This is a genomic window from Microbacterium sp. LMC-P-041, from assembly GCF_030209555.1.
Classification (GTDB): Bacteria; Actinomycetota; Actinomycetes; order Actinomycetales; family Microbacteriaceae; genus Microbacterium.
The window spans coordinates 417,667-440,020 of record NZ_JARVRV010000004.1; the positions used below are offsets into that span (position 1 = coordinate 417,667).

Annotated in this window: 25 protein-coding genes; 13 read left to right on the forward strand and 12 right to left on the reverse strand. The window is 65.5% G+C overall.

Going from position 1 to position 22,354, the window contains the following annotated elements:
- Window positions 1-7: 7 nt before the first annotated feature.
- Window positions 8-961, reverse strand: coding sequence for a helix-turn-helix transcriptional regulator (locus tag QRN21_RS08460; protein ID WP_285363654.1), 954 nt, complete (start codon window positions 959-961; stop codon window positions 8-10).
- Between the two features lie 100 nt (window positions 962-1,061).
- Between QRN21_RS08460 and QRN21_RS08465 the strand changes: the two genes are divergently transcribed.
- A complete protein-coding gene (locus QRN21_RS08465; RefSeq protein WP_056276011.1) occupies window positions 1,062-1,523 on the forward strand; it encodes a VOC family protein in 462 nt (153 codons plus the stop codon).
- Window positions 1,524-1,628: 105 nt separating this feature from the next.
- On the opposite strand, the gene QRN21_RS08470 is transcribed toward QRN21_RS08465, so the two are convergent.
- On the reverse strand, window positions 1,629-3,125 hold the full coding sequence (locus QRN21_RS08470) for a serine/threonine-protein kinase (protein WP_285363655.1): 1,497 nt from the start codon (window positions 3,123-3,125) through the stop codon (window positions 1,629-1,631).
- A gap of 217 nt (window positions 3,126-3,342) precedes the next feature.
- Between QRN21_RS08470 and QRN21_RS08475 the strand changes: the two genes are divergently transcribed.
- The 3 genes from QRN21_RS08475 to QRN21_RS08485 all read left to right on the forward strand — a co-directional run bounded on the left by QRN21_RS08475 (window position 3,343) and on the right by QRN21_RS08485 (window position 5,690).
- Window positions 3,343-3,570, forward strand: a complete 228-nt coding sequence (locus QRN21_RS08475; RefSeq protein ID WP_053098394.1) for a DUF2188 domain-containing protein — start codon at window positions 3,343-3,345, stop codon at window positions 3,568-3,570.
- 6 nt (window positions 3,571-3,576) lie between these two features.
- Entirely contained in the window at window positions 3,577-4,323 is a 747-nt protein-coding gene (locus QRN21_RS08480; RefSeq protein ID WP_285363656.1) for a 3-keto-5-aminohexanoate cleavage protein, read from the forward strand.
- 182 nt (window positions 4,324-4,505) lie between these two features.
- A complete protein-coding gene (locus QRN21_RS08485) occupies window positions 4,506-5,690 on the forward strand; it encodes a MalY/PatB family protein (RefSeq protein WP_285363657.1) in 1,185 nt (394 codons plus the stop codon).
- Window positions 5,691-5,835: 145 nt separating this feature from the next.
- On the opposite strand, the gene QRN21_RS08490 is transcribed toward QRN21_RS08485, so the two are convergent.
- Entirely contained in the window at window positions 5,836-7,002 is a 1,167-nt protein-coding gene (locus tag QRN21_RS08490; protein ID WP_285363658.1) for a MalY/PatB family protein, read from the reverse strand.
- Between the two features lie 369 nt (window positions 7,003-7,371).
- Here QRN21_RS08490 and gnd point away from each other — a divergent pair, with 369 nt between their 5' ends.
- From gnd to QRN21_RS08510, 4 genes are all read left to right on the forward strand, one after another.
- Window positions 7,372-8,433, forward strand: coding sequence for a phosphogluconate dehydrogenase (NAD(+)-dependent, decarboxylating) (gene gnd, locus QRN21_RS08495; protein WP_053098398.1), 1,062 nt, complete (start codon window positions 7,372-7,374; stop codon window positions 8,431-8,433).
- A 198-nt stretch (window positions 8,434-8,631) separates the two neighbouring features.
- Entirely contained in the window at window positions 8,632-9,102 is a 471-nt protein-coding gene (locus QRN21_RS08500) for a GNAT family N-acetyltransferase (protein WP_285363659.1), read from the forward strand.
- A gap of 47 nt (window positions 9,103-9,149) precedes the next feature.
- Entirely contained in the window at window positions 9,150-9,314 is a 165-nt protein-coding gene (locus tag QRN21_RS08505; protein ID WP_285363660.1) for a hypothetical protein, read from the forward strand.
- A 3-nt stretch (window positions 9,315-9,317) separates the two neighbouring features.
- Window positions 9,318-9,848, forward strand: coding sequence for a GNAT family N-acetyltransferase (locus QRN21_RS08510; protein WP_285363661.1), 531 nt, complete (start codon window positions 9,318-9,320; stop codon window positions 9,846-9,848).
- Between the two features lie 14 nt (window positions 9,849-9,862).
- Here the strand turns inward: QRN21_RS08510 and QRN21_RS08515 are convergent, their stop codons facing one another.
- On the reverse strand, window positions 9,863-10,255 hold the full coding sequence (locus tag QRN21_RS08515; protein ID WP_285363662.1) for a VOC family protein: 393 nt from the start codon (window positions 10,253-10,255) through the stop codon (window positions 9,863-9,865).
- An 85-nt stretch (window positions 10,256-10,340) separates the two neighbouring features.
- A complete protein-coding gene (locus QRN21_RS08520) occupies window positions 10,341-10,760 on the reverse strand; it encodes a hypothetical protein (protein ID WP_285363663.1) in 420 nt (139 codons plus the stop codon).
- 121 nt (window positions 10,761-10,881) lie between these two features.
- Here QRN21_RS08520 and QRN21_RS08525 point away from each other — a divergent pair, with 121 nt between their 5' ends.
- Complete coding sequence (locus QRN21_RS08525; RefSeq protein WP_285363664.1) at window positions 10,882-11,442, forward strand: dihydrofolate reductase family protein; 561 nt, start codon at window positions 10,882-10,884, stop codon at window positions 11,440-11,442.
- Here the strand turns inward: QRN21_RS08525 and QRN21_RS08530 are convergent.
- Window positions 11,420-11,932: a hypothetical protein gene (locus QRN21_RS08530; protein WP_285363665.1), complete on the reverse strand. Its 513-nt coding sequence runs from the start codon at window positions 11,930-11,932 to the stop codon at window positions 11,420-11,422. The genes QRN21_RS08525 and QRN21_RS08530 overlap by 23 nt on opposite strands.
- 136 nt (window positions 11,933-12,068) lie before the next feature.
- Here QRN21_RS08530 and QRN21_RS08535 point away from each other — a divergent pair, with 136 nt between their 5' ends.
- A complete protein-coding gene (locus QRN21_RS08535; RefSeq protein ID WP_285363666.1) occupies window positions 12,069-12,638 on the forward strand; it encodes a TetR/AcrR family transcriptional regulator in 570 nt (189 codons plus the stop codon).
- A 74-nt stretch (window positions 12,639-12,712) separates the two neighbouring features.
- The gene (locus tag QRN21_RS08540) at window positions 12,713-13,123 is read left to right on the forward strand and encodes a DUF1428 domain-containing protein (protein ID WP_285363667.1); all 411 of its coding nucleotides are present in this window, start codon (window positions 12,713-12,715) and stop codon (window positions 13,121-13,123) included.
- Window positions 13,124-13,133: 10 nt separating this feature from the next.
- Here QRN21_RS08540 and QRN21_RS08545 read toward each other — a convergent pair whose 3' ends face one another.
- Both QRN21_RS08545 and QRN21_RS08550 read right to left on the reverse strand, forming a co-directional pair.
- Entirely contained in the window at window positions 13,134-13,514 is a 381-nt protein-coding gene (locus QRN21_RS08545) for a hypothetical protein (RefSeq protein ID WP_285363668.1), read from the reverse strand.
- Window positions 13,515-13,545: 31 nt separating this feature from the next.
- Window positions 13,546-13,857 (reverse strand): hypothetical protein, encoded by a 312-nt coding sequence (locus QRN21_RS08550; RefSeq protein ID WP_285363669.1) that lies wholly within the window; start codon window positions 13,855-13,857, stop codon window positions 13,546-13,548.
- Between the two features lie 73 nt (window positions 13,858-13,930).
- Between QRN21_RS08550 and QRN21_RS08555 the strand changes: the two genes are divergently transcribed.
- The gene (locus QRN21_RS08555; protein ID WP_285363670.1) at window positions 13,931-14,206 is read left to right on the forward strand and encodes a hypothetical protein; all 276 of its coding nucleotides are present in this window, start codon (window positions 13,931-13,933) and stop codon (window positions 14,204-14,206) included.
- 5 nt (window positions 14,207-14,211) lie between these two features.
- On the opposite strand, the gene QRN21_RS08560 is transcribed toward QRN21_RS08555, so the two are convergent.
- A complete protein-coding gene (locus tag QRN21_RS08560) occupies window positions 14,212-15,213 on the reverse strand; it encodes an SDR family NAD(P)-dependent oxidoreductase (RefSeq protein ID WP_285363671.1) in 1,002 nt (333 codons plus the stop codon).
- A gap of 455 nt (window positions 15,214-15,668) precedes the next feature.
- Between QRN21_RS08560 and QRN21_RS18015 the strand changes: the two genes are divergently transcribed.
- Entirely contained in the window at window positions 15,669-16,433 is a 765-nt protein-coding gene (locus tag QRN21_RS18015) for an HNH endonuclease (RefSeq protein WP_350223952.1), read from the forward strand.
- 109 nt (window positions 16,434-16,542) lie between these two features.
- Here QRN21_RS18015 and QRN21_RS08565 read toward each other — a convergent pair whose 3' ends face one another.
- From QRN21_RS08565 to QRN21_RS08575, 3 genes are read right to left on the reverse strand one after another with little or no spacing between them, the layout of a single operon-like run.
- Window positions 16,543-17,595 (reverse strand): PD-(D/E)XK motif protein, encoded by a 1,053-nt coding sequence (locus QRN21_RS08565; protein WP_285363672.1) that lies wholly within the window; start codon window positions 17,593-17,595, stop codon window positions 16,543-16,545.
- 15 nt (window positions 17,596-17,610) lie between these two features.
- Complete coding sequence (locus QRN21_RS08570; RefSeq protein ID WP_285363673.1) at window positions 17,611-20,451, reverse strand: Z1 domain-containing protein; 2,841 nt, start codon at window positions 20,449-20,451, stop codon at window positions 17,611-17,613.
- A complete protein-coding gene (locus QRN21_RS08575) occupies window positions 20,423-22,327 on the reverse strand; it encodes a GmrSD restriction endonuclease domain-containing protein (RefSeq protein WP_285363674.1) in 1,905 nt (634 codons plus the stop codon). Before QRN21_RS08575 ends, QRN21_RS08570 begins: the two co-directional genes overlap by 29 nt.
- Window positions 22,328-22,354 lie beyond the last annotated feature (27 nt).

The following is a 22,354-nucleotide window of genomic DNA, read 5'->3' on the forward strand; positions in this document are numbered from 1 at the left end:
GACCGGGTCAGCGGGCCTCGCCCGCGCCGGACAGGCGTCGCGAGAGGGCGGTCGCGGCGTCCGCCAGCGCGGGCGGTGCGACGACTCGGAACGGCGCGTCGAAGCGGGCGATCGACGCGAGGATGCCGACCCACGACCACGATCCGACGGTCACGCGGCACGAGCTGTCGTCGATCGGCTCGACGGTGCCGTCGCGGCCGATCCAGTGCGCGACCTCTCGGGCGGGCAGATCGAGCACGAGCTCTCCGATGCACGGCCAGCGGTCTGCGGCATCCGATCCCTTCGCCCGAGCTGCGAGGTAGCTCTGGGCGTCGGCGGCGGGCAGCTCGCGTGGCGTGAAAGCGGGGCCGGTCGGGATGCGCGGTGTCATCCGGTCGAGTCGGAAGGTGCGCCAGTCATCGGCCTCGAGGTCCCACGCGAGCAGGTACCAGCGGCCCTCCCGGGCGATAACTGCGTGTGGCTCGGTGCGCCGCGCCGGGCGGTCATGGTTCTCTCCGTAATCGAAGCGCAGCACGTGGTGGTCTCGCACCGCACCGCTGACGGCTTCGAGCACCGCCGGATCCACGCGCGTCTCGTTCTCGACCCCGGCGAAGCGGATGCCGTCGACCCGGTGCCGTAGGCGCGACGGCATCACCTGGCGCACGGTGGCCAGCGCACGAGCCGCGCCCTCGTCGATGTCGATCCCGGTGGCCGGCACGCTCTGCAGCGCGACGGCGATCGCGACGGCCTGCTCGTCGTCGAAGAGCAGCGGCGGCAGCTCGGAACCGGCGGCGAGGCGGTATCCGCCATCCGGTCCTTTGATCGCGCTGATGCGGTAGCCGAGCTCGCGCAGTCGGTCGACGTCTCGTCGCACCGTGCGGGGTGTGACGTCGAGGCGGTCGGCGAGCACCTGCCCCGGCCAATCGCGAGCCGTCTGCAGCAGGGACAGCAGGGCGAGCATGCGAGAGGAGCTGCCGGTCATGAATCCATTGTGCTCTGAGTAGAGGACCGAAACTGACCTCTTCTGCTGTGAGTGTTGGTCACACCGGCATCCGCCGCCCACACAGATCCGAGGAGATCCCATGTCCATCGCGACCACCACCCACCTGAACTTCCGCGGCACCGCGCGCCAGGCGCTCGACTTCTACCAGTCCGTCTTCGGCGGCGAGGTCACGCGGGCGACCTACGCGGATTTCGGCATGCCGGCGGGAGTTCCCGGCGCCGACAAGATCGTGTTCGGCCAGGTCGAGAACGCCGACGGCTTCCGGCTGATGGCATACGACATCCCCGGCGCCGACGACGCTGACGCCACCGCGGGAACCACCTCGAGGGAGAACGGGACGACCGTCACCGACCGCACGTTCTTCCAGTCGCTGCGCGCCGATTCGCTCGACGAGCTCACCGGGTACTGGGACGCCCTCGCGGACGGCGCCTCGATCGTCGAGCCGTTGGCCGCATCGGCGTGGTCACCCGGATTCGGCATGCTGACCGACCGATTCGGCGTCACCTGGGTGCTCGACGTGCGCGCCGCCTACGCGGGCTGAGGCGGGCGCCGTTCAGGACTCAGGAAGATGTGCGCTCGATCGGGCCGAGACCGGGGGTCTCGGCGCGATCGGCCACGTTCTTCCGGAGTTACGGACGGGACGGTCCTAGCCCTTGTCCGGCTTGCCCTTGTCGCCCTTGCCGGAGTTCCCGTTGTTCCCGGAGTTCCCGGAGTTCCCGGAGTTGCCGGAGCTGCCGGAGCTGCCGGAGCTCCCGGAGTTCCCGTTGTTGCTCGGGTCCACGGGCTCTGTGACCACCTCGACGGGCGCTGCGGGGGTGTCGATGGGGGAGGTCTCCGCCGGGGTCGACGCCGTGCGGGCGACGACGCCTGAGGCGGTGCGTCCCAGCTCGGATGCCGGTGGCGCGCTGAACGCCGCGATGCCGGTGACGATCGCACCGGCGGCGAGAAGCCCCGCGGCGCCGGTGATCACGCGGGTGCGGGTGCGTGTGCCGGGGCGGGTGCGGTCGCGGGTCCGCAAGCGGGGTGCGGGATCCGTGACCTCGGTCGCAGGGATCACAGCGGTCGCTCCGGTCGGCGCGGAACCAGCGTCGAGGGCCGACGACTCCGCGTCGACGCTCGCGGATGAGGCGGCGGATGCGGGACGCGGCTGCTGGATTCCGGCGCCCGCGTCTGGCGCGGCGGCGACGGCATCCGATTCCGCGCCCGCCGCCCCCGGTGTCGCGTCGACCGCCGGCTCAGTGCCGGCCGATGCGACGATGGCCGCAGCCGCCGCGGCGACGGCGGTGCCGTTGCTGTTCGCGGCGTAGTCGCGCAGCAGAGCCCGGGCGGCGCGCGCCACCTCGACGGCGGTCGGGCGTTCCTCCGGCTCGAGGCGTGTCATGCGGGTGAGGAGGTCGCGCCACTCGTCGGGAACCGTGTCGGAGATGGTCGGCGGGTCGAGCAGGCGAGCGACCGCCGCCGCGCGTCCGGAAGCGAGGGAGGGGTAGCCGGGGTATCCGCTGAGTGCCTCGAGAGCGACGAGTCCGAGCGAGAAGATGTCGACCGGGGTTCCGGGGTCGGCGTCGCGCAGCTGCTCCGGCGCCATATACGTGAGTGTGCCGAGCACGATCCCCGGCGTCGTGAGGCGGGTGTCCTCGATGGAGCAGGCGATGCCGAAGTCCGCGAGTTTCGCCGCGACCGGACGGCCGGACCGGGCGTGCGCGAGCAGCACGTTCGACGGCTTGATGTCGCGATGCACGATCCCGGCCGCGTGCACGGCGGTGAGTCCCTCGGCGAGATCGCGGACGATGCGGGCCACGTCGCGCGGCGTCATCGGACTTTCGGCCATGCGCGCGGCGAGGGTGGGCCCGTCGACGAACTCCATCACCAGGTACTGCGGTCGACCGGGCACGAGCTGCGCGTCGTACAGCGTCACGAGCGACGGGTGGCTCAGCGAGGCGAGCAGCGCCTTCTCGGTATGCGCGCGCTCGATCGAGGCGACCGGACCGTCGCTCTCGTGGATCATCTTGATCGCGACGATGCGTCCGAGGTGGGTGTCCTCGGCGCGGTACACGGTCGCCATGCCGCCTCGTCCGACGCGGTCGTGCAGTACGTACCGTCCGTCGAGCAGTGCCGCCGTCGGCGACATCACTTCCAGCGTCATCACTTGCTCCTTGCAGATGCACCCGGGTCATGCATCGTTCGACATAACCACGGCTGACGGGAGTGTGTCATCGGGGTTGACGTATGGACGAAGAAGTGGATGCGGTCGATGATTCGCGTGCTCTCGCGCCGGGCGAGCGCGTGCGCGGAGGCTGTCAAGGCCCTCCTCGAGCGTCGGCGGCCTCGGGTAGAAAAGAGTCAGATCGAAAGGATGTGGCATGGCCGCAGGTGACATCGAGACGTTCCAGCGAGACGGGATCTGGTTCAACCGCATCGAGGGCGAATCCCGCACTCTGGGGTCCAGCTTCGAGACCGAGGCCGAGGCGGTTCGAGTCGGTCGGGGTGCCGCGACGGCACGTCAGGTCAAGCACACCGTGCGTGTCGAAGAGGGGCCTTCGGGCACGGGCAACCTCTACGACTGGCACCCGCGCGATCTCATGAACTGAGGGCCGGTGACCGGCAACGACAGACGCGGGCGGATGCTGTTGCAGGCGTGCCTCAACGGTGCGCGACCCGCAGCGCAGCATCCTGCCCTCACCGCCGACACGACCCTCGCCGGCGCCGACGCCGCGCGTGCCGTCGCGGCGGGTGCCCGCGAGATCCACGTGCACCCTAAGGATGCCGCGGGCGACGACAGCCTGCGTGCCGCCGATGTCGACCGGTGGGTGAGAGCACTGCGCTCGGCGTGCCCTGGTGTGCAGATCGGGGTGACGACCGGTGCATGGATCGAGCCCGATGTCGGGGAGCGCATCGCGGAGATCCGCGAATGGAGCGTCCTTCCCGACTTCGCGTCGGTGAACTGGCACGAAGCCGGTGCTGACGAGGTCGCGGCGCTGCTCGTGAGCCGCGGTATCCGCGTGGAGGCGGGCATCTGGGATGCCACCGGACTCGACGCCTGGCAGCGCTCGCCCGTTCACGACGACACGCTGCGGGTGCTGGTCGAGCTGCCTGACGAGGCGGCGGATGTCGTGCGGCGGCACGCCGAGGGGCTCATCGTGCACGTGCGCCTCGACGACCCGGACATTCCGATCCTGCTGCACGGCGAGCAGCGGTCCGCCTGGCCGGCCTTCACCCTGGCGGTCGAGCTGGGCCTCGATTCGCGCATCGGCCTCGAAGACACCCTGCAGCTGCCCGATGGACGGACGGCACCCGACAACGCGGCCCTGGTGCGAGCGGCTGTGGCTTTCATCAACGCCTGAGTCGGGGTCCGGGGTCGGCTCGCCCTGCAGCCTCATCGTCACCCGCCGTCATGCGACTCGCGACCGATCCGTCGCTTCCTTAGGGTGGAAGCTCCCGCTGAGAAGGAGTACGCGTGTCCGAGATCCAGACCCGCCGCGCCGGTGCCGTTCGATGTCGGCTCGCGGGCTGAGGAACGCCTGCCATGACCGACCACCGCGCGCCCACTGACCCGCATCCGTTCGATTCCCGTACGAGGTTCGACCTCGACCGGCCCGAAAGCCGCAAGTGGAGCCTGCACCCCGGCCACATCGGCGCATGGGTGGCGGAGATGGACTTCGGCGTCGCGCCGGTGATCGCCGACGCCATGCACCGCGCGATCGACGAGGAGAACCTCGGATACCTGTCGCCGCCGCTCGCCGCCCGACTCGGCGACGCGACGTCCGAGTGGATGCGCAGCGAATACGGCTGGGCCGTCGATCCGGAACGCGTGCATCCGGTCTCCGACGTGATGGCGGCACTGAGGGTTGCGGTCGAGGAGTATGCCCCCGCCGGATCGCCCGTTATCGTGCCGACTCCCGCATATATGCCGTTCCTGACATATCTGCCGACCGTCGGGCATCCGGTGATCGAGATCCCCGGCGTCGACATCGACGGGCGCTGGCACCACGACCTGCAGCGCATCGACGAGGCATTCGCCGCCGGCGCCCGCACACTCGTGCTGTGCAACCCGCACAACCCGACCGGCACGGTCGTGGACCGCCCCGAGCTCGAGGCGCTCGCGGAGATCGTCGAACGCCACAGCGGACGGGTGTTCGCGGACGAGATCCACGCGCCGCTGCGCTTCGACGGGAGACCGTTCATCCCCTATGCGTCGGTGTCCGAGGCGACCGCCGCCCACACCGTCACCGGCACCAGCGCGTCGAAGGCGTGGAACATCCCCGGCCTCAAGACCGCGCAACTGATCACCTCGAACGACGCCGACCAGCAGCTGTACCGCCGCTTCGGGTTCTCGGTGCAGCACGGTGCAGCGACGCTCGGTGTCGTGGCGTCGACGGCGGCATATCGGGAGGGCAAGCCGTGGCTCGACGGCGTGCTCGGGTATCTCTCGGAGTCGCGCCGCCTTGTCGGCGACCTCATCACGGAGCACCTGCCCGGCGCCGTGTATCGCGAGCCCGAGGCGACCTACATCGGATGGATCGACACGACGGCGCTCGAGATCCCCGGCCCGCCGGCCGCGTACTTCCGCGAAGAGGCCGGCGTCGTGCTGACCGAGGGCGCGCTGCTCGGGCGGGGGTACGAGAACTTCGTGCGGATCGTGTTCGCGACACCTCGACCGGTCCTGCGCGAGGCCTTCGCGGCGATGGGGGATGCCGTTCTCACTCGGTGATGCGTCGTTCGTCGCCTCGTGACGGCGGGTGCGTGATCGGTTCCGCACCTCTCGTCGGATGCGTGGTCAAAAACGCACCGGAAACGCTGAGTTCCGATGCGTTATTGACCCCGCACGCGCCGGGGGCCAGCGGGCCGAAGGCGGCTCAGCCTCGGTCGCGCAGCGCCGAGGCGATCCGTTCGACCGCCTCGACCAGCACCGGACGGGGCATCGCGAAGACGAAGCGCGTGTACCCGATCGCGGCCACACCGCATGCGGCGCCATCCGTCATCGCGACTCCGGCGTGCTCGCGGAACCACTCGCCGAGATCGCCCGTCAGCCCGGTCTCGCGGAAGTCGAGCAGGGCGATGTAGCTGCCCTCCGGCACGACCATCCGCACGCCGGGGAGCTTCTCGTCGACGAGCTGCGCCAGCGTCCGGCGGTTGCGGTCGAGGTAGTCGACCACGTCGTCGAGCCATTCGTGCCCGCCGGTGTAGGCCGCGATGTTCGCGATGACGCCGAGCGTCGATGTGCCGTGTCCGGCCCAGAATCCCAGGCTCTCCCAGAGCTCGGCGTCGGCGTCGTTCGAGAGGATGATCTGCGCGCACTTGAGGCCCGCGAGGTTCCACGCCTTCGAGGCGGAGGTGGCGGTGAGGGTGTGGGCTGCGGCGGCATCCGACACCGAGGCGTAGGGGATGTGCCGGGCCGGAGAGTAAACGACGGGCGCGTGGATCTCGTCGGCGAACACGCGTCCGCCGGCATCCGTCACGACCGACGCGATGGCGAGCAGCTCGTCGCGGGTCGCGACGGTGCCGAGCGGATTGTGCGGGTTGCAGAGCACCAGCATCTCGCCGCCGTCGCGGAAGGCCTGGGCGACGGCATCCAGGTCCATGACCCAGCGTCCGTCGACCTCGATGCTCGGCACCTCGATGACCCGACGGTCGTGCATCGGCGGCACCAGCAGGAACGGCATGTATGCAGGAGTCGGCACGATCACGGCCGAACCCGGACTGGTGAAGTGCTCAATCGCCAGCTCGAACGCGGCGATCACATCGGGCACGTGGTGCACGCGCTCGGCGGGGATCTCCCACCCGTACGAGTCGGAGTACCAGCGCGCCGTGGCCGCCGAGAGGTCCTTCGCGAGCTTCTCGGGCAGGTACCCGGTCACGCCGAGGTCGAGGGCATCCTTCACCGCGCCGGTGATCGCGGGGGCGAGGCCGAAGTCCATCTCGGCGACGAACGCGCCGATCGTGTCGGGGAAGGCCGTCCATTTGACGCTGCCCGCAGCGCGCAGGTCGTCTTGCGTGATCTGGTCGAACGCGGGGGAAGCCATGTCTCAATCCTTCCACCCGTCGGCGACACCGGGCTCGCGCGCGGCTCCGGATGCCGGGAGCGGGCACCGTTCCGGGTGCACAACTGACCCCGCATGGAGTCGAGCCACGTGCGGGGTCACTTCGGCATCCGAAATCGCCGTTTCGGGTGCACAACTGGCCCCGCACGACCGCCCGCACGACCCCGCGCACGACCCCGCACCGCGAGCGGGGTCGCTTCGGCATCCGAAACCGCCGTTCCGGGTGCACAACTGACCCCGCACGACCCCGCGCACGACCCCACGCCACCCCGCAACACCATTGAGCGACCCACGCACCCGTGCCAGGATTGCCCCGACTCGGCCCACCGGGGCTGAGACGAAGGGATTCTCATGCAGCTGGCGATGATCGGACTCGGCCGGATGGGCGCCAACATCGTGCGCCGCCTCATGCGGGCGGGGCACGAATGCGTGGTCTATGACGTCAACACGGATGCCGTGCAGGCACTGGTCGCCGAGGGAGCCACCGGCGCCGACAGCATGGCCGACCTGGCGTCGAAGCTCGAGGCGCCGCGGGCCGTGTGGATGATGGTGCCCGCCTCTCTCACGGGCATGGTGGCCGATCAGGCGGCGGAGGTGCTCGACGAGGGCGACATCCTGATCGACGGCGGCAACTCGAACTACCGCGACGACGTCCGCCGGGCGAAGGCGTTCCGGGAGCGCGGCATCCACTATGTCGATGTCGGCACGAGCGGTGGGGTGTTCGGACTCGACCGCGGATACTGCCTGATGGTCGGCGGGCCGGATGAAGCCGTGCAGCGCATCGAGCCGGTGCTGCGCACGATCGCTCCGGGTGTCGGCGAGATCGAGCGCACGCCCGGCCGCACCGGAGACCTCACCCCCGAGGAGCAGGGGTATCTGCACTGCGGCCCGTCGGGTGCCGGGCACTTCGTGAAGATGGTGCACAACGGCATCGAGTACGGCATCATGGCGTCGATCGCCGAGGGCCTCAATCTGCTGCACAACGCGGATGCCGGGGTGCGCGAGGCCGAGCACTCGGCCGAGATCGCTCCGCTGGAAGAGCCGGAGTTCTACCAGTTCCCCATCGACACCTCGAAGGTCGCCGAGCTGTGGCGCCGGGGGTCGGTGATCTCGTCGTGGCTGCTCGACCTGACCGCTGCCGCGCTCGCCGAGAATCCGCACCTCGACGGTCTGGCCGGCCGGGTCTCCGATTCGGGCGAGGGTCGCTGGACGGTCAAGGCCGCCGTCGATGTCGGCGTGCCCGTGCCGGTGCTCGCGGCGTCGCTGTTCGAGCGCTTCGCCTCACGCGATGAAGACAAGTTCGCCAACCAGGTGCTGTCGGCGATGCGTCTGCAGTTCGGCGGGCACCAGGAACTGCCGGCCGGAGACGTGCTCGAAGCCGGCTCGCGCAAGGCGGATTCCGACAGCGCCTGATCGCGTTCTCGCGGATCGTCGAGCGGGGCCCACGGAGGTTCAGGTCCACAACTCCGGAAGAAGCGGGTGCGCCCGGCGGCTCGGCCCCGGAATCCCGGGGAACCGATGCGTCGGCCCGCTCGTTCTTCCGGAGTTGTGAACAGGCAGAACTGCCGCCGTCCGCCCGAGCCGAAGCCCTCGACCCCAGAAAGGCATCCGATGACCGCCGCCACACGTCGAGCCACCCCGCACGACGCCGCCCGTCTCGCCGAACTCCTGCACGCCTTCAACACGGAGTTCGACACCGAGACTCCGGGGGTCGAGGTGCTCGCCGAGCGGTTGCGCACGCTGCTGGGCGGAACCTCCACTTTCGCGGTGCTCGGCGGTGATCCTGCGGTCGGTCTCGCGCTCGTGACTCTGCGTCCGAACGTGTGGTCGGACGGGCCGGTCGCGCTGCTCGACGAGATGTACGTCGAGCCCGCGCACCGCGGTGGTGGTGTCGGCGGCGCGGTCCTCCGGCACATGGTCGAGATCTGCCGGGAACTCGGCGTCGCGGCGATCGAGATCAACGTCGATGAATCGGATGCCGCGGCGATGCGCTTCTACGAACGACACGGGTTCAGTGGCGTCGACCCCGATTCCGGCGAGCGGGCGTTCTACTTCTATCGGTCGCTGGAAGTCGGGGCCTAGCTGTCGGGGCTAGAGGCGCCGCGCACCCCGGTGGCTATCCTGACGCCATGGATCCTTTCCTCACCATCGTCCTCTTCTACGTCGCCGGGTTCCTGATCGGCATCCTGATCCTGTGGCTCGTGATCTACACGGCCGTGCGGTTGGCCTTGACGTCGCATCGTCAGGCGCTGGCGGAAGAGGGACGACCGGCGCAGCGCTACTCCGGGCGCTGACGAATGGTCTCTGTCACGACCCTCTCGGGGTCGGACGCGGCAGGGCTCGACGGCGAGATCCTCGAGGCCTGGGCTGAGGTCTTCGGCCCGGTGGAGGATGCCGATGACTGGCGAGTGTCCGTCTGGGATCGGCATCGGTCTCGCCCTGGCTTCCGTCTGGTCGTCGCCCGAGAGGACGACAGGTTGCAGGGATTCGCGTGGGGATACACCGGCGAGCGCGGACAGTATTGGACTGACTTCATCGCACGCGAGATCGGCCCGGGCATCGACGAATGGATCGGTGGTCACTTCGAGTTCGTCGAGCTCGCGGTGATGCCCCATGCACGCCGCCGCGGAATCGGGCGACGATTGCACGATGCGCTTCTGGCCGATCTGCCGCACGAGCGGGCGCTGCTCTCGACGTCGGCTCACACGGAGGATCCGGGGGCGCGGCTCTACTCGTCACGAGGCTGGGTCACCCTCGCGACTTATGGGGCGAACCGGCAAGTCATGGGACGTATGTCGGGTGGCGTCGAAGGAGTGGCTACGGGCTGACTTCAGGCGTTCCGTCACGCCGTCGGGCGCTCCCAGCCCACCCAGCCCACCCAGTCCGGCCGGTCCACGATGCAGAACCGGTTGCCCTCGGGGTCCTCCATGATCACGTAGTCGGCATCGTCCGGCAGGTTGTCCCAGTGCACCTCGCGAGCGCCGAGTTCGGTGAGGCGTCGCACCTCGGCATCCTGATCCTGGGCATAGATGTCGAGGTGGATGCGCGGCGGCAGCACCCGCTCGGAGTGGTGAGCGTCGAGGGCGATGCAGGGCGCGTCGGCATCGCGCGGCTTGAGCACGACCCAGTCATCGGATGCCGGGTCTCGCTCGACATACTCGAGGGCCGCCTGCCAGAAGCGGGACTGCGCCGGGAGGTCGTTCACGCGGATCACGATCGACACGATCTTCAACATGCCGGTCAGGTTAGGGCGACTGACACGTGCTGAACAGGGGGTTGAAGTGGATCACTGACGCAGTGGAGCTCGCGGCGACGAGCAATCAGCCGTCCGTGCTCCCTGGCAAGCTGTCCACATACTTCTCCACCTCTTGAGCAATCGAATCGATGAGTTCGCTCATCTCGCTCGACGGCTGCTCTCGGTGTTCGACTTCGTTGAAGGAGTCCAGGAGGCGGAGGGTGAGGGCTTCCTTCGCACGTGGCCGGTCGATTCGTTCACTCAGCTCGAAGGCGAGGACGTCGAAGTCGCGCTCGCTGGATCGAGGCACAGTGGCACGCACTCGTCCTAACTGCGGGTCGTCGCCCGTCAGATGCAGATGCGCCCGCAATTCCGGATCGAACCCCGTGCCACCCACGTGAACGATCTCTCCCGTGGCGGAGTCGAGCCAGACGTACAGCCACGACCCACTGGGGCGTACGCGACCGCCCCGAACGGAGATGACGCGAGGCTGGCTGGAGGGCATGCATTCACCATATTCGCTGTGGCCGCCTCAGCCGCGGCGAGGTGTCGCCCGACTGCGGCCCGACAGTACTCTAAGTCCCACCCCGCACCACGCACCGCCCGCATCGAAGGAGATCGGCGAGATGAGACCATTGCGCTACTCGATCAACGTCACGCTCGACGGGTGCGTGCATCATGAGGCGGGCGTCGCTCCCGACGAGGAGCTGATGCGCTTCTGGACCGCCGAGATGGAACGAGCGGATGCCGTCATCTACGGCCGAACAACCTACGAGATGATGGAGGGCGCGTGGCGTCGCCCCGCATCCGGAGTCTGGCCCGACTGGATGAGCGAGTGGGAGGTCCCGTTCGCCGAGGCCATCGACCGCGTGCCGAAGTACGTCGTGTCGCGCACGCTGGATGCCGTCGACTGGAACGCCGAGCTCATCCGGGGCGACCTGTCCGAGACGGTCCGCCAGCTGAAGCAGCAGCCGGGCGAGGGGCTGTCGGTCGGCGGCGTCACTCTTCCTCTCGCGCTCGCCGAGCTTGGACTGATCGACGAGTACACGTTCGTCGTGCATCCACTCGTTGCCGGGCACGGGCCGCGGTTGCTCGACGGGCTGAACGGACCGCTCGAGCTCGTCGTCGTGGATCGTCGAGAGTTCGCCTCTGGAGCCGTGGCCGTCACATACCGTCCGCGGAGGTGACCGGAGCTGCGGGCGCCTGAGGGCTCCCCGATCTGCGGCCCATCCACAGTGCGGTGAAGCCCGCGTAGGCGCCGAATACCGCCGTGGACCCGAGCACCAGGATCCACGGGCCCAGCCCGTTCTGGTAAAGCCAGCTCATGGAGATCAGGAACAAGGCGCTGCCCAAGGCGCCACCGAGCCCGGCGCCGACGCTGACCTTCATGCGATCCGCTGGCGCGCCGTCGGTGGTCGCCGAGATGCGCTTGCCGATGTACGCGCCGAAGGCTGAGGTCAGTCCGGATGCGGCGCCGGTGATGACAGTCGGCACCACGATGAGCATGGCCAGCCAGTACCAATTGATCCAGTGTTGGTTGTTCGCGGGGCCGAGCGAGTCGGTGACGTAGGGCGCGCCGTGGATGATCAGCATCGTCACGACGAAGAACACGAGTCCGAACACCGTGAGCGCGAGAGTCAACAGGCCCATTCTCAACGGCCCTCGTGTCTCCCTCATCCCGCGACTCTATCCAAGCTGCGCAGCCACACGCGTCGTCGCGCGGAGCCCGCGGTTGCCCCCTCAGCCATTGAGCGGGGCCCGCGAAGCGGCCCGAGACGAAACGCGCCACCCACAGCCTCGGTAGCCTGTCCTAGTGCCCCGTCCCCGAAGTGAAGCCGCGCGCCAGTCCGTGCTCGAGGCGATGCGCGCTGCCGTCATTGCCGGCACCTACGAAGCGGTGACCATCGAGGGACTCGCCGAGACCGCAGCAGTCTCCAAGCAGACGATCTACCGGTGGTGGCCGTCGAAGGCCGCGATCCTCGGCGAGGCACTGCTCGAAGGAGACCTGCCCGGAGCCGACCCCGCCGTCGCGATGACCGACGACATCCGCGCCGACTTGCACGCCTGGTTCTCCGCGATGTCCGCCGGACTCGCACGGCCCGAGGGTGTCGCACTCGCCCGGGCGCTGATCGCGGTGACGGCGACCGACCACGAACTCGGCCTGGCGCTCAACGAGCGTCTCGCGGCGCCGATCCGCTCGTGGGTCGCCGAACGGATCGCGCGCGGACAGTCGGCCGGCGAGGTCCGGGCCGACGTGGATGCTGATGCCATCGCCGACCAGCTCATCGCCATGGCGTCATACGCGGCGCTCATCGGACAGCCGCTGAGTGCGGAGCGCGTCGAGGAGACGGTGACGCGGCTGCTGCGAGGCATCGCGCAGTAGGTCCCTCGGGTTGGCTGAGGCCGGCGCTGGGTACCCTGGCGACGGACACTCACCGCCGAGGACTGGAGCAGAGCATGGCCATCGCTGACATCACCGTCGTTCCGGTGCCGACGGAACGCAAGGCCGCATATCTGGACTTCTCGAAGCGGATGGCGGAGGTCTACCGCGATCACGGTGCGATCAGCGTCGTCGACTACTGGCAGTCGAACGAGTCAGCCGATCCGGCTGACTTCCACGCAGACGGGGCGTCGTATGAGCCGGGTGAGCTGAAGAGCATCGCCGATCTCGCGGGCGCGATCGCCGGGGAGTCCGTCGTGGTGACGGTGATGACCTGGCCGTCGCGCGAGGTTCGAGACCGCGGAACCGCTGCCGTCACGAGCGATCCCCGCGTTATCGAGACGCTCGATGAAGATCCCGTGTTCGACGGAGGTCGCGTGATCGGTGACAGCTTCGAGATTGCGATGACTGTTCAGCAGGAAGAGTGACGGGCTCCCGTTACGGAGTGCAGTAGGCGAGCATCGCGTCGGTCGCTGTGCGCATCTCCGTCGTCGCCGCATCCAGGCCCGTCATGTCACCCGCGATGGCCTTCTCGCCCTCGGCGGCGAATGCGTCGATGCTCGTCGTCCACGAGTCGCGGAGGGTGACGAACTCCTCGGGTCCATCGACACCGCGGATGTTCTCGGCGACGCTTTTAACCTCATCGAGTGCAGCCTGCGCGGCCTCGGGAGTCGGCGAGCTCACGCTTCCGATCACACCGGTCACCTGCGCGGCCTGAGCTGCGACCTGGCCACACGCGGCGATGGTCGACGCCTGCGAGCATCCGGACAGCAGAAGGATGCCGACGGCGAGCGTCGCGAGCGCGGGGAGCTTCTTCATAGAGCCAGGGTAGGCGGGGGAGATGTGAGATCTACGCCGAGCCCCAGGCGGGGCCGGCGAAGGTCACAGGCTTGCCCGCGGCTTCTGCATAGGCGATCTCCCGGAGCGTCGATTCGCCGAAGTGCTCGCCGCGGTTCACGACTTCGACGCGATCGGCCAGGTCGATCTTGCGCAGGTGCAGCTCGCCGAGCGCGGCCTTCTGCTCGGTGGTGATCGGGGTGTCGATATCGGCAGGCATGAGGACAATGAAGCCAGCGAGCGTCAAGGATCGACTCACGGCTCGCATGTCTTCGATGAACCGCATGGAGCCGCAGATGCAGACAATCTCGGGACGCTCGGGCACGGTGTCAGTATTTCATCTGCTCTGGAGCCGGCGGTCTGAGCCCTCGACAGGTGCTGCAGTCTAGGCTCGGCTCATGAGCGAGCCCAGCGCCGAGACCTCCCTAATTCAGCAGCGCATGGCATTGCGGCGCCGCAAGAACTTCGCGCTCTACACACTCGTATTCTCCGCGATCCTCCTCGCAGGATGGGCCGTAGCGATTGCTCTCGATCCGAGCGCGCTATATCGGTGGATCAGCCTTGTCGTCTTCGGCGCCGGAGTGGGCGTCGGTATCTTCGAGCTGCGCAAGGCGCGTCGAGCGATCGGCGAGTTCGAGGGCCGGCACGGCAGCCGTGCCGGCCTCCAAGACTGAGGCGCTTACTGCACCGACCATCCGCCATCGGATGCCAGGATCGCGCCGTTGATGTTCACGGCGTCGTCCGACAGCAGGAACGTGATCGACGCGGCGAGGTGCTCGGCGGTCGCGACCGTCGGGATCGCCTGCTGGAACGGAGCCAGGCGGCTGGAGCCGTACTCCGACATGTTCGGGGGCATCGGGATGCCGGTGGCAACGCCACCCGGAGCGACGGAGTTCACACGGATGCCCTTCGGCCCGTACATGAACGCCGCCGACTTCGTGACGCCGATGATGCCGTGCTTGCTGGCCGTGTAGGCGTTGCCCGACGAGTTGCCGCGCAGGCCCGCTTCGCTCGAGACGTTGAGGATCGAGCCGCGGCCGGCTTTCTCCATGATCGGCAGCACCGCGCGCATGAGCTTGAACGGGGCGGTGAGGTTGATGGCGATGACGCGGTCCCAGACGGCATCCGTCGTCTCGCCCGCAGGGGAGAAGTCGTCGTTGATGCCGGCGACGTTCGCGAGGGCGTCGATGCGGTCACCTGCGGCAGCGATGACGGCGTCGATCGCGTCCTGCTTGGTGAGGTCGCCGGCGACGGTGGTGATGTCGGCATCCGGCAGCTCGGCCTTCAGGGCGTCGAGCTTCTCGGCGGCGATGTCGGAGGCGATGACGCGTCCGCCTTCGCGAGCGATGCGGGATGCCGTGGCCTTGCCGATTCCGGATGCTGCGCCCGTGACGATCACGGTCTTGCCTGCGAAACGTCCGGCGGTGGGCTTCTCGGTCCAGCCCTCGGACTCATCGGCCTCGGGGATCTCGCCGCCGTTGGCTGCGCGCACGAGGTCGTCGACGACCGACTGGGGCAGTGCGCCCTGGCTCATCGCGACGAGCTGCTGCAGCGGGAGTCCGAGGACGGGGGTGAGAAGCTCGGGGTCGGCGCCCGTCTGCTCGAAGAGTGCGCGGACGAGTGGCCCGCCGGTTGGGTCGTTCATCCAGTCGCCGATGGTGGAGTGTGCGGTGAGGGCCATGGTTGAGCTCCTTAAGGCTGGGGTTTCGCAACGGTGCGTCTACTTATGGAGAGTGTACGCCCAATGGGCCCAGATGACGCCTCGTCTCGCGGTACTGAGCTCCGTCAACGAACTATGCAACTCAGCAACGACCGCTTCTGCCTCAGTATGTGCGGCGCCTACGATCGACGGCTCGCTCGGAAAGCATGCGATTTCGAAGCACGCCACGTTCAGAAGGCTAGGGTCGGTGTTGGTGGGGTCGCTGTTGTCGGCGTTGCGGCGAATGGCGCGGCACGGGGCTCTTTGAAGCGAATCAGCAAGGAGCGATCGTGAAGTGGACCTCAGCGGAACAGTTGGACATACGGCGAGACATATTTTCGTGGCTCGAGGATCAAGAGGTCACCCTCGGGGGGTACGAGTTTCGTCGTGGTTTCCTCAACTCCGCATACAAATTCCGTGATCAAGCGATCTCATTGATGGATCGGCAAAACGGTATCTGGAATCCAAAGGGCTTCGATTCAACACTGTCTATTACGAAAACTTTGGATGGTCCCTACGCGGACCAACTTGGCGGCGCCGTGCAGAAGTACTCTTACGAGCGCCTACCAAATCGGCCACTCGTCGGAGGGCGGAATATCAAGTTGCGAACAGCCGCGGCAAGCGGGGTTCCGCTCGTACTTTTTGAAGAAGTCCGAACTTCGCTGTACATCCCTCACTATCCTGTATATATCGCCCGGGACGATCCCAAGCGAGGGTACGTCGAAATAGTGCTGGATGAGTCGCTCAGACTCCTAGGGGATCCCCTTCAGTTTGCTGAACGTCAGCGACGATACGCCGAGCGGGTAGTGCAGGTTCGGCTCCATCAGAAGAGCTTCCGTAGTCGAGTGTTACGTGCCTATAAGGCTCGTTGCGCGGTCTGTGGGCTCGCACACGCAGAACTGCTGGATGCGGCGCACATCACCCCCGACGGTTGGGAGGACAGCACAACCGACGTCGCCAATGGACTCGCACTTTGCAAACTCCACCATGCTGCGTACGACTGTGGTCTGATCGGGATAGACCCTGGCTACCGCGTACACGTCCGCCAAGACGTCCGCAACGAAGAGGGCGGCCTAATGTTGAGGTTCGGTCTGCAAGAGATAGCGGGCTGTATATTGGAGGTGCCTCGTAGAATCGTTGATCGTCCTGATCCGAACCGCCTACAGATCCGCTTTGACTACTTTAGTGCCTCACGTGAGTAACGACAGATAAACCCTATGTTGCATGTTGCCGTCCGTTTATGACGAGGTACGGGGCGGCACTCCGCAGGCACTAGGGATGGATTTAGGCGATCGGTCCCGTAATCAGCCTCTATCCGAAGATAGCGTCGGCAACCTGATTAGCGCCGGCAACAGGATTTCCCGCGCCTAGGGTCACTGGAAGATCGACGCGATATCTCACAGAACTCACGTCAACGTGAGCATGTTCGGCGACATCGTGCCTTCGAAGCACCTGGATGGCGGTATCTGTCATGTCGTAGCTCCGGACGAAGGAGGTGAGGAAGGGAGTCGTGTAGGTCGGATCCGAGGCCTGAGTGACATGGTCGTACCCGTGCGGACCGCCGCCATATTCCGAGAGGCGAAAAAGGAAACTTTGAATTTCGCTATCTGGTACACCAGCGACCTCCATGCGACCAATAACCCGGTCCACCAGTTGCGGGATCGTGAACGTATTGCCGCCTTCAGAGCTGGGGTGCAGGCCGATACTGACCAGGAGAAGACGCTCCTCCGTTCCGGGACCCACCCCGGCTACGTCTATCTCGACCTGATGGACACCTTCGATGAAGTGCGAGGACCCGGGTCCAGTCGTGGTTTTTACCTCGATGCCCGTGGCGCCGATCGCTAGGTCGCGAGACGACCTTCTCCAACCGTCCCACCCAGCGATGACGTCAGCGACTTGAGAAATATGGGCGCGACGGCATAGGGCATCGATAAGCAGGAGTTCCCCTGCTAAGCCAACGATCGCCTGCTCAGATAGTCGGAGCCGTTCGATCGCGAGTTCGATGATGGGCTCAGCATCTTTGAACGCAGGAGCGAGTGCCGTATCGGCGTCGTTGCGAAGAAGTTCGGTACACACGAACGCTGCTACCTGGTCGAAGTGCCCGAGTGCCGGCATAAGCAGGCGGTTGGCTTGAAATGATGAATGGCTGTCGCGGTGTACGACTCGAAACTCTATCGCGTCTCGGACCACGCTGGATGACGGCTCTAACTCAGGGCCTCTGAGAAACACTTCCACACGCCCTTCAGAGTCTCGCGCTACTCCGACAACGTTCGCCGCTGTCACCCATCGCACATCTCGTATTCCCGGGTCTGCAGCGCGGGGAGCGCCCGCAATCAACTGCAGCGTATCTTCGTAACTTGCCATCGGGGAAACTCCTATTCAGACCGCGATGAGAGAGGAGGCGCGCGTGGCGGCGAACTGCTCGGGGCCACCAGCGGGTATGCACACTCCGACGGCAACGACAGGGTGGGGTTGGTCCGGGAACTGGTTGATATAAAAAAGGACTTGTCCGAGATTGCCTTCCGGGCGCCAGGGGCTCCCGCTGGTCAACAGCGGAACTCTCTCCCCGCGGTGGTAAAAGTCGAAAAACTCGTCTCCCCTGTACCCGAGGGGGCCCGCAGTCGGATCGTTAGATCCCCACTCCGTCCCGAGTTCGCCGTGCGCTCCAACCCGCTTACTTGTCGCGGAGATATCGAAGTCGAGTTTACTCAGAGGTCCGGACGTTACAGGAACTCCGCCGCCGAAGCGGATTCCCACCGAGAACCTGGGCTGATGCGCCTGCTTTTGGCCGAGGTCTGACATTGACCAGAGGTCCGACGGGGACCCCGTTACGAAAAGACCTCGAACATGCCTAGTGAGGCAGGCGTCCCAAAGGCGGAAATAGGCCGCGATCGCATACGGGCACTCAGTCTTCGCGGCAGACGGGTCTCCTCCCGGTAGCGGGCCCGGCGCGCGATACAGTGATGAATCATCTGGCAGCGGATGCACGGCTGAAACGCGCGCCTGCACCTGAGACCAGAGTTCTGCAAATCGGCTCTGGGTTCCTGGCTTGTATGAGTCGTACGTCAGTCCCTGCAGCAACTCGGCGGTTTCCGTGAGGGAAAGTGTTTTGTCGAGCGCTCGTCCGCGCTTCCGTCCTCCTGCGGTAACGTCTGCAGACACATTAGACGCAAAGAGGTCGGCGACGAGTTGAATATTGGCATCTGGTGTGTTGCCGTCGTTGATTACGGTCACAAACGGTTTCGAACTCGGACACAGAGGTGTGCGACCGAGGTTGGCGATCTTGCCAGTGGCAAGGAACTGAAGCCCATGAAGCATCACTGGAGAGGGCGCCTCGCCCTGCATCGAGTGCGAGATCGCGACTCGAATGGCTTCATCTATGTCGTGATAATTGCGAAACAGGTCAAGTTGTTGCTGATGTGCGAACAACCGACATAGTTCGATATGATTCCCGCGGTAACCAAACCACCGCTGCATCTGCATTTGCGTGTCGGCGAAGGGAAGGCTCGCGTTACGCATAAATAGCACCGTCGTCAACCCTTCCAGTGTCAGGCCACGGGCCATGACATTACCGGAAACGAAAATTGTTGACAGGTCACGCGCCGGGCGCCAATTACCTGCTTCTTCGTCGTATGACGGGAGGTACTCGGGCCGATCGTCCGCGCGCGGATCGCTGTTGACTACGGAAACCCTGGTGCCAGGGATGACCTCGGTTGTCAGTAGGTGCCTGATCCTGGCCCAGTCAGGGAGGGGCCTCGGCGCGATCACGTTGAACTCTGCGCTGAGCTCGACGGACGAGAGGCGGTAGCGTTCGACCCAGGCTTCCCAGAGTGGTTCCTCGCGTGCCATTCTTTCGAGGAGAGCGGCTGGTAGGCGTGCGTCCCCAGATTCAATTTGCTCGCGTGCGGCATCGCGGTCATGCAGACCCGCCCAGGTCAGCACATCTTCAGCACTCTTAAAGTGTTCTTCGATATCCGAGGCCGGGTGAAACAACATAGAGTGCGGGGCGGGCGAAGAAGCCTGCGCGGCCGCCGCGCTATCGAACCGCTTGTCGCTGAGGGAGAATGGCCCCGTCTTGTCACTGCTCCATGCCAGCCTGATTGCGCCCGCGACGAGGAACGATCTGATGGACTCGCCTAAATCCTGATCGGGGTCTCCGATCACGGGCACGCACAGGCCAGCTGTAGCGCCCCGATTGTAAAAGACCTCTCCGCCGGTGTAGTAGTGATCCAGGCCCGTCGGTTCCGGGTAAGTCGACGAGCGCGGCGGCTCTTTGATCTCAAGGTCGACCGGGTACCCGACATCGAGCGGTGCCCGAAGAGAGGCAACGAAGTCACGCGGCGCGAGAGGGTTATGGTCCTCCTGAAGCAGGTTGGCCTGCGGCGTTGCGGTGTAGCCGACATATGTCGTGTAGAGATTGAGGGGTGCGTCCTCCGATCGTGGTTCCCAGAGATCTGCGATAGCACGTGGGATTTGCTTGTACCCGGACCAAACTTGGTCATGCCCGGCCTCCACTGCGGCGTCGAGGATCGAGCCGTCATCCGCCTCGTCGTCAAGAACAAGCATGTGTACCGGCCGGCCCAGGTCTCGTACTATCGGGAAGACGCTGGCTCGCAGACTGTTACCAAGCGCATAAAGATGATCGGTCTGCTTCATCGCGACGATGATGAGTGGTTTGCCGCGCACGAGTTTTCTTCTGACTTGGGCAGACGGCATTCGATAGGTGTCCGCAAGCGAGTTGTGAGCGGTCGAAAGTGCTACGCCGGGCGGTGGGACGAGCAGTCGGCTGTTCGCCTTCGCAGCGACGTCGTCGCCGACGTCTAGTTGCGCGGTCAGCCGCTCGTAGGTCTGCCGCCACAAGGACAATCGTGTACCGGCAAGGACCACAACGACATCTACGCCCTGATCGAGTGCCATTGCGGTCACTCCGAACATGGACGCGGTCTTCCCGGATTGAACCGCTCCCATTACGAGACCTGTGCGTACTTGTCCGGTCCAGCCGCCTTCGTCTGGACCGCCCGCTCCCAGGATTCCTCGCTCCAGAATGTAACCACAATCCGCGCGCAATGCTGAGCGAGCAGTTTCAGTGAGCTGACCAAGTTCTGCCAAGTAGCGGTTCCACCAAGATTCATCCACCGAATGCGGCGCGTCAAGATAGATGCGCTCAAAACCCTCTGCCATCATGCTGCCGTCACTCAGTCTTTGCTTGGATTGATCCAAGCAACGATTCGACCCCGGAAGAGCCGAATCGGATCCGAATCGCGTCCGACGCCGCTGTGATATCTACATCTAGAATCTCTACAACCCCGCGGGCAATTCGGCCAATGTAGTCCCACTGGGTCCGGGTCTGCGTCTTCTTGGGGCGAAACCACTCGTGCAGAGCCGCTTCGCGAATCGTATCGGCATGAGCCTCGATGCGGTCCTCAACGTCTGTCGGCGAACCAGCCGTTGCTATGGCAATTCCAATGAAGGAGCCAACAAGTTGCAAGTCTTGCCACTTGGAAGTCCTGCCGTCACCACGGAACTTGTCCGGCCACAGTTCTTCATGCGCCGCGTGCAGGTCTCCGGCCTCAGCAACCCACTCGAACAGGTCGGCGATGCGGCTTGGCTCCCTAAGCGGGTGAGTCTCCTGCTCTTGAACCTGACTCAGTAACAGGTCTGTGTGGCGGGCCGTCGATGGCAGCAGCTTGCCGTGTGTGTCATTGAGGAGTGCCGACAAGATCCAGCCGAGCACCTTTGTGCGTCGGTAGCGTGCTTCGCCGAACCCGTATTCTGCAAGAGTCTTTCCCAGCGCGTCGACGCCCGGTACACCGACCAGAGACGGTGCAACATCGTCAACGCTGGTGCGGGAACTCGCGTCTCCAGCCGCCACAAGGATCGCTCGAGTGAGTTCGACGTCGTGGTACACGGCATTGCGGATCTCTTCAGCGTTGAGATGCATACCCTGCTTGTTGTAAAGCTTGAAGACTTCGTGGATCTGTCGCTGGGTCGCCTTGGTGTACTCCAGGACCGGCACCTTGTAGGCGACGACGGCTTCGAACAGATCCTTGATTGTCACGCTCTCATCAGCAACGTTGATGATATTTTCTCGGATTTGGGTGAAGTACTTTCCGCGTAGTGGTTCCAGGTCGGCGCCGACGAGGCCGCCCTTGGCGTCGTTGCGCAGCTTAAACGGGAAATAGAACTCATCCTCGAGCTTGGCTGTAAGTGGGTAACCCATCACGTTTCGCCAAGTCGTTCGAAAACTTGGGTAGTCCTTCGTGAAGAGTGTCTTGAGTTCGGCTTCCGGGTGCAGATCTTCCGCTTCCGCCACCTTGGCGAGTGCGACGGGGTGCTTGCCAACAAAACGAAGGATGGCAGTGAGGCGCTGTTTGCCATCGACAACTTCGTGCGGAGTAGCTGCACCGGTGCGGAGAAGGATCACCGAAGGCAGCGGTATGCCGCGGAGAATCGACTCAATCAGTGCCTGTCGATCACCGGTGCGCCAAACGTCGCCGCGCTGATAGGAAGGCACCAGGTTCAGTTTTCGTCCCGTAAGTTGCGAGATCGGCCACACGTCAGCTCGAGCCGTCACTGGTTCGGGCGTCACTGCCTCGGCGACATCCTCCTCGGTCTCCCAAGCTTCCGACCAGGTAGCGGTGGCGGATGACTGACTGCTGCCCTCGGCGTCCAGGTCCGCAAGAAAACGTTGCTGAAGCCGAGCGGCCAATTCGGCTCGCTCACTGAGTCTCTCGAGTGCGACTTCGGTGAGGCGGGCATGCTCATCGACGATCTCGATGCCCCCCGTGGCGTTCTCGAATCCGAGGGCGCTAGCCAGGCTCGCGAGGAACGAGGCTGGGTCCGTCGCCGACAACTCGTCATCAAATCGGAGCCAACCTTGAACGTCAGCAAGACGTGACATCCACGCATCAGAACTGAAACTGACCTCGCCGGCGGCGAACTGCGAGGCTGCCGAAACACCGTCGGGTAAGTCCGCTGCTTCAGAGAGTTCGGCGAGGAGTTCTGCGATTCGATCGTGCGACTGGCCACGCGGATCCTCGTTACCAGGTTCCTCCTTGATGTCGGTGGCAGCACTCGTGTCCGTTAGATCCGTCATTGCGATCCCCTCTTTCGCTTCTCGGCC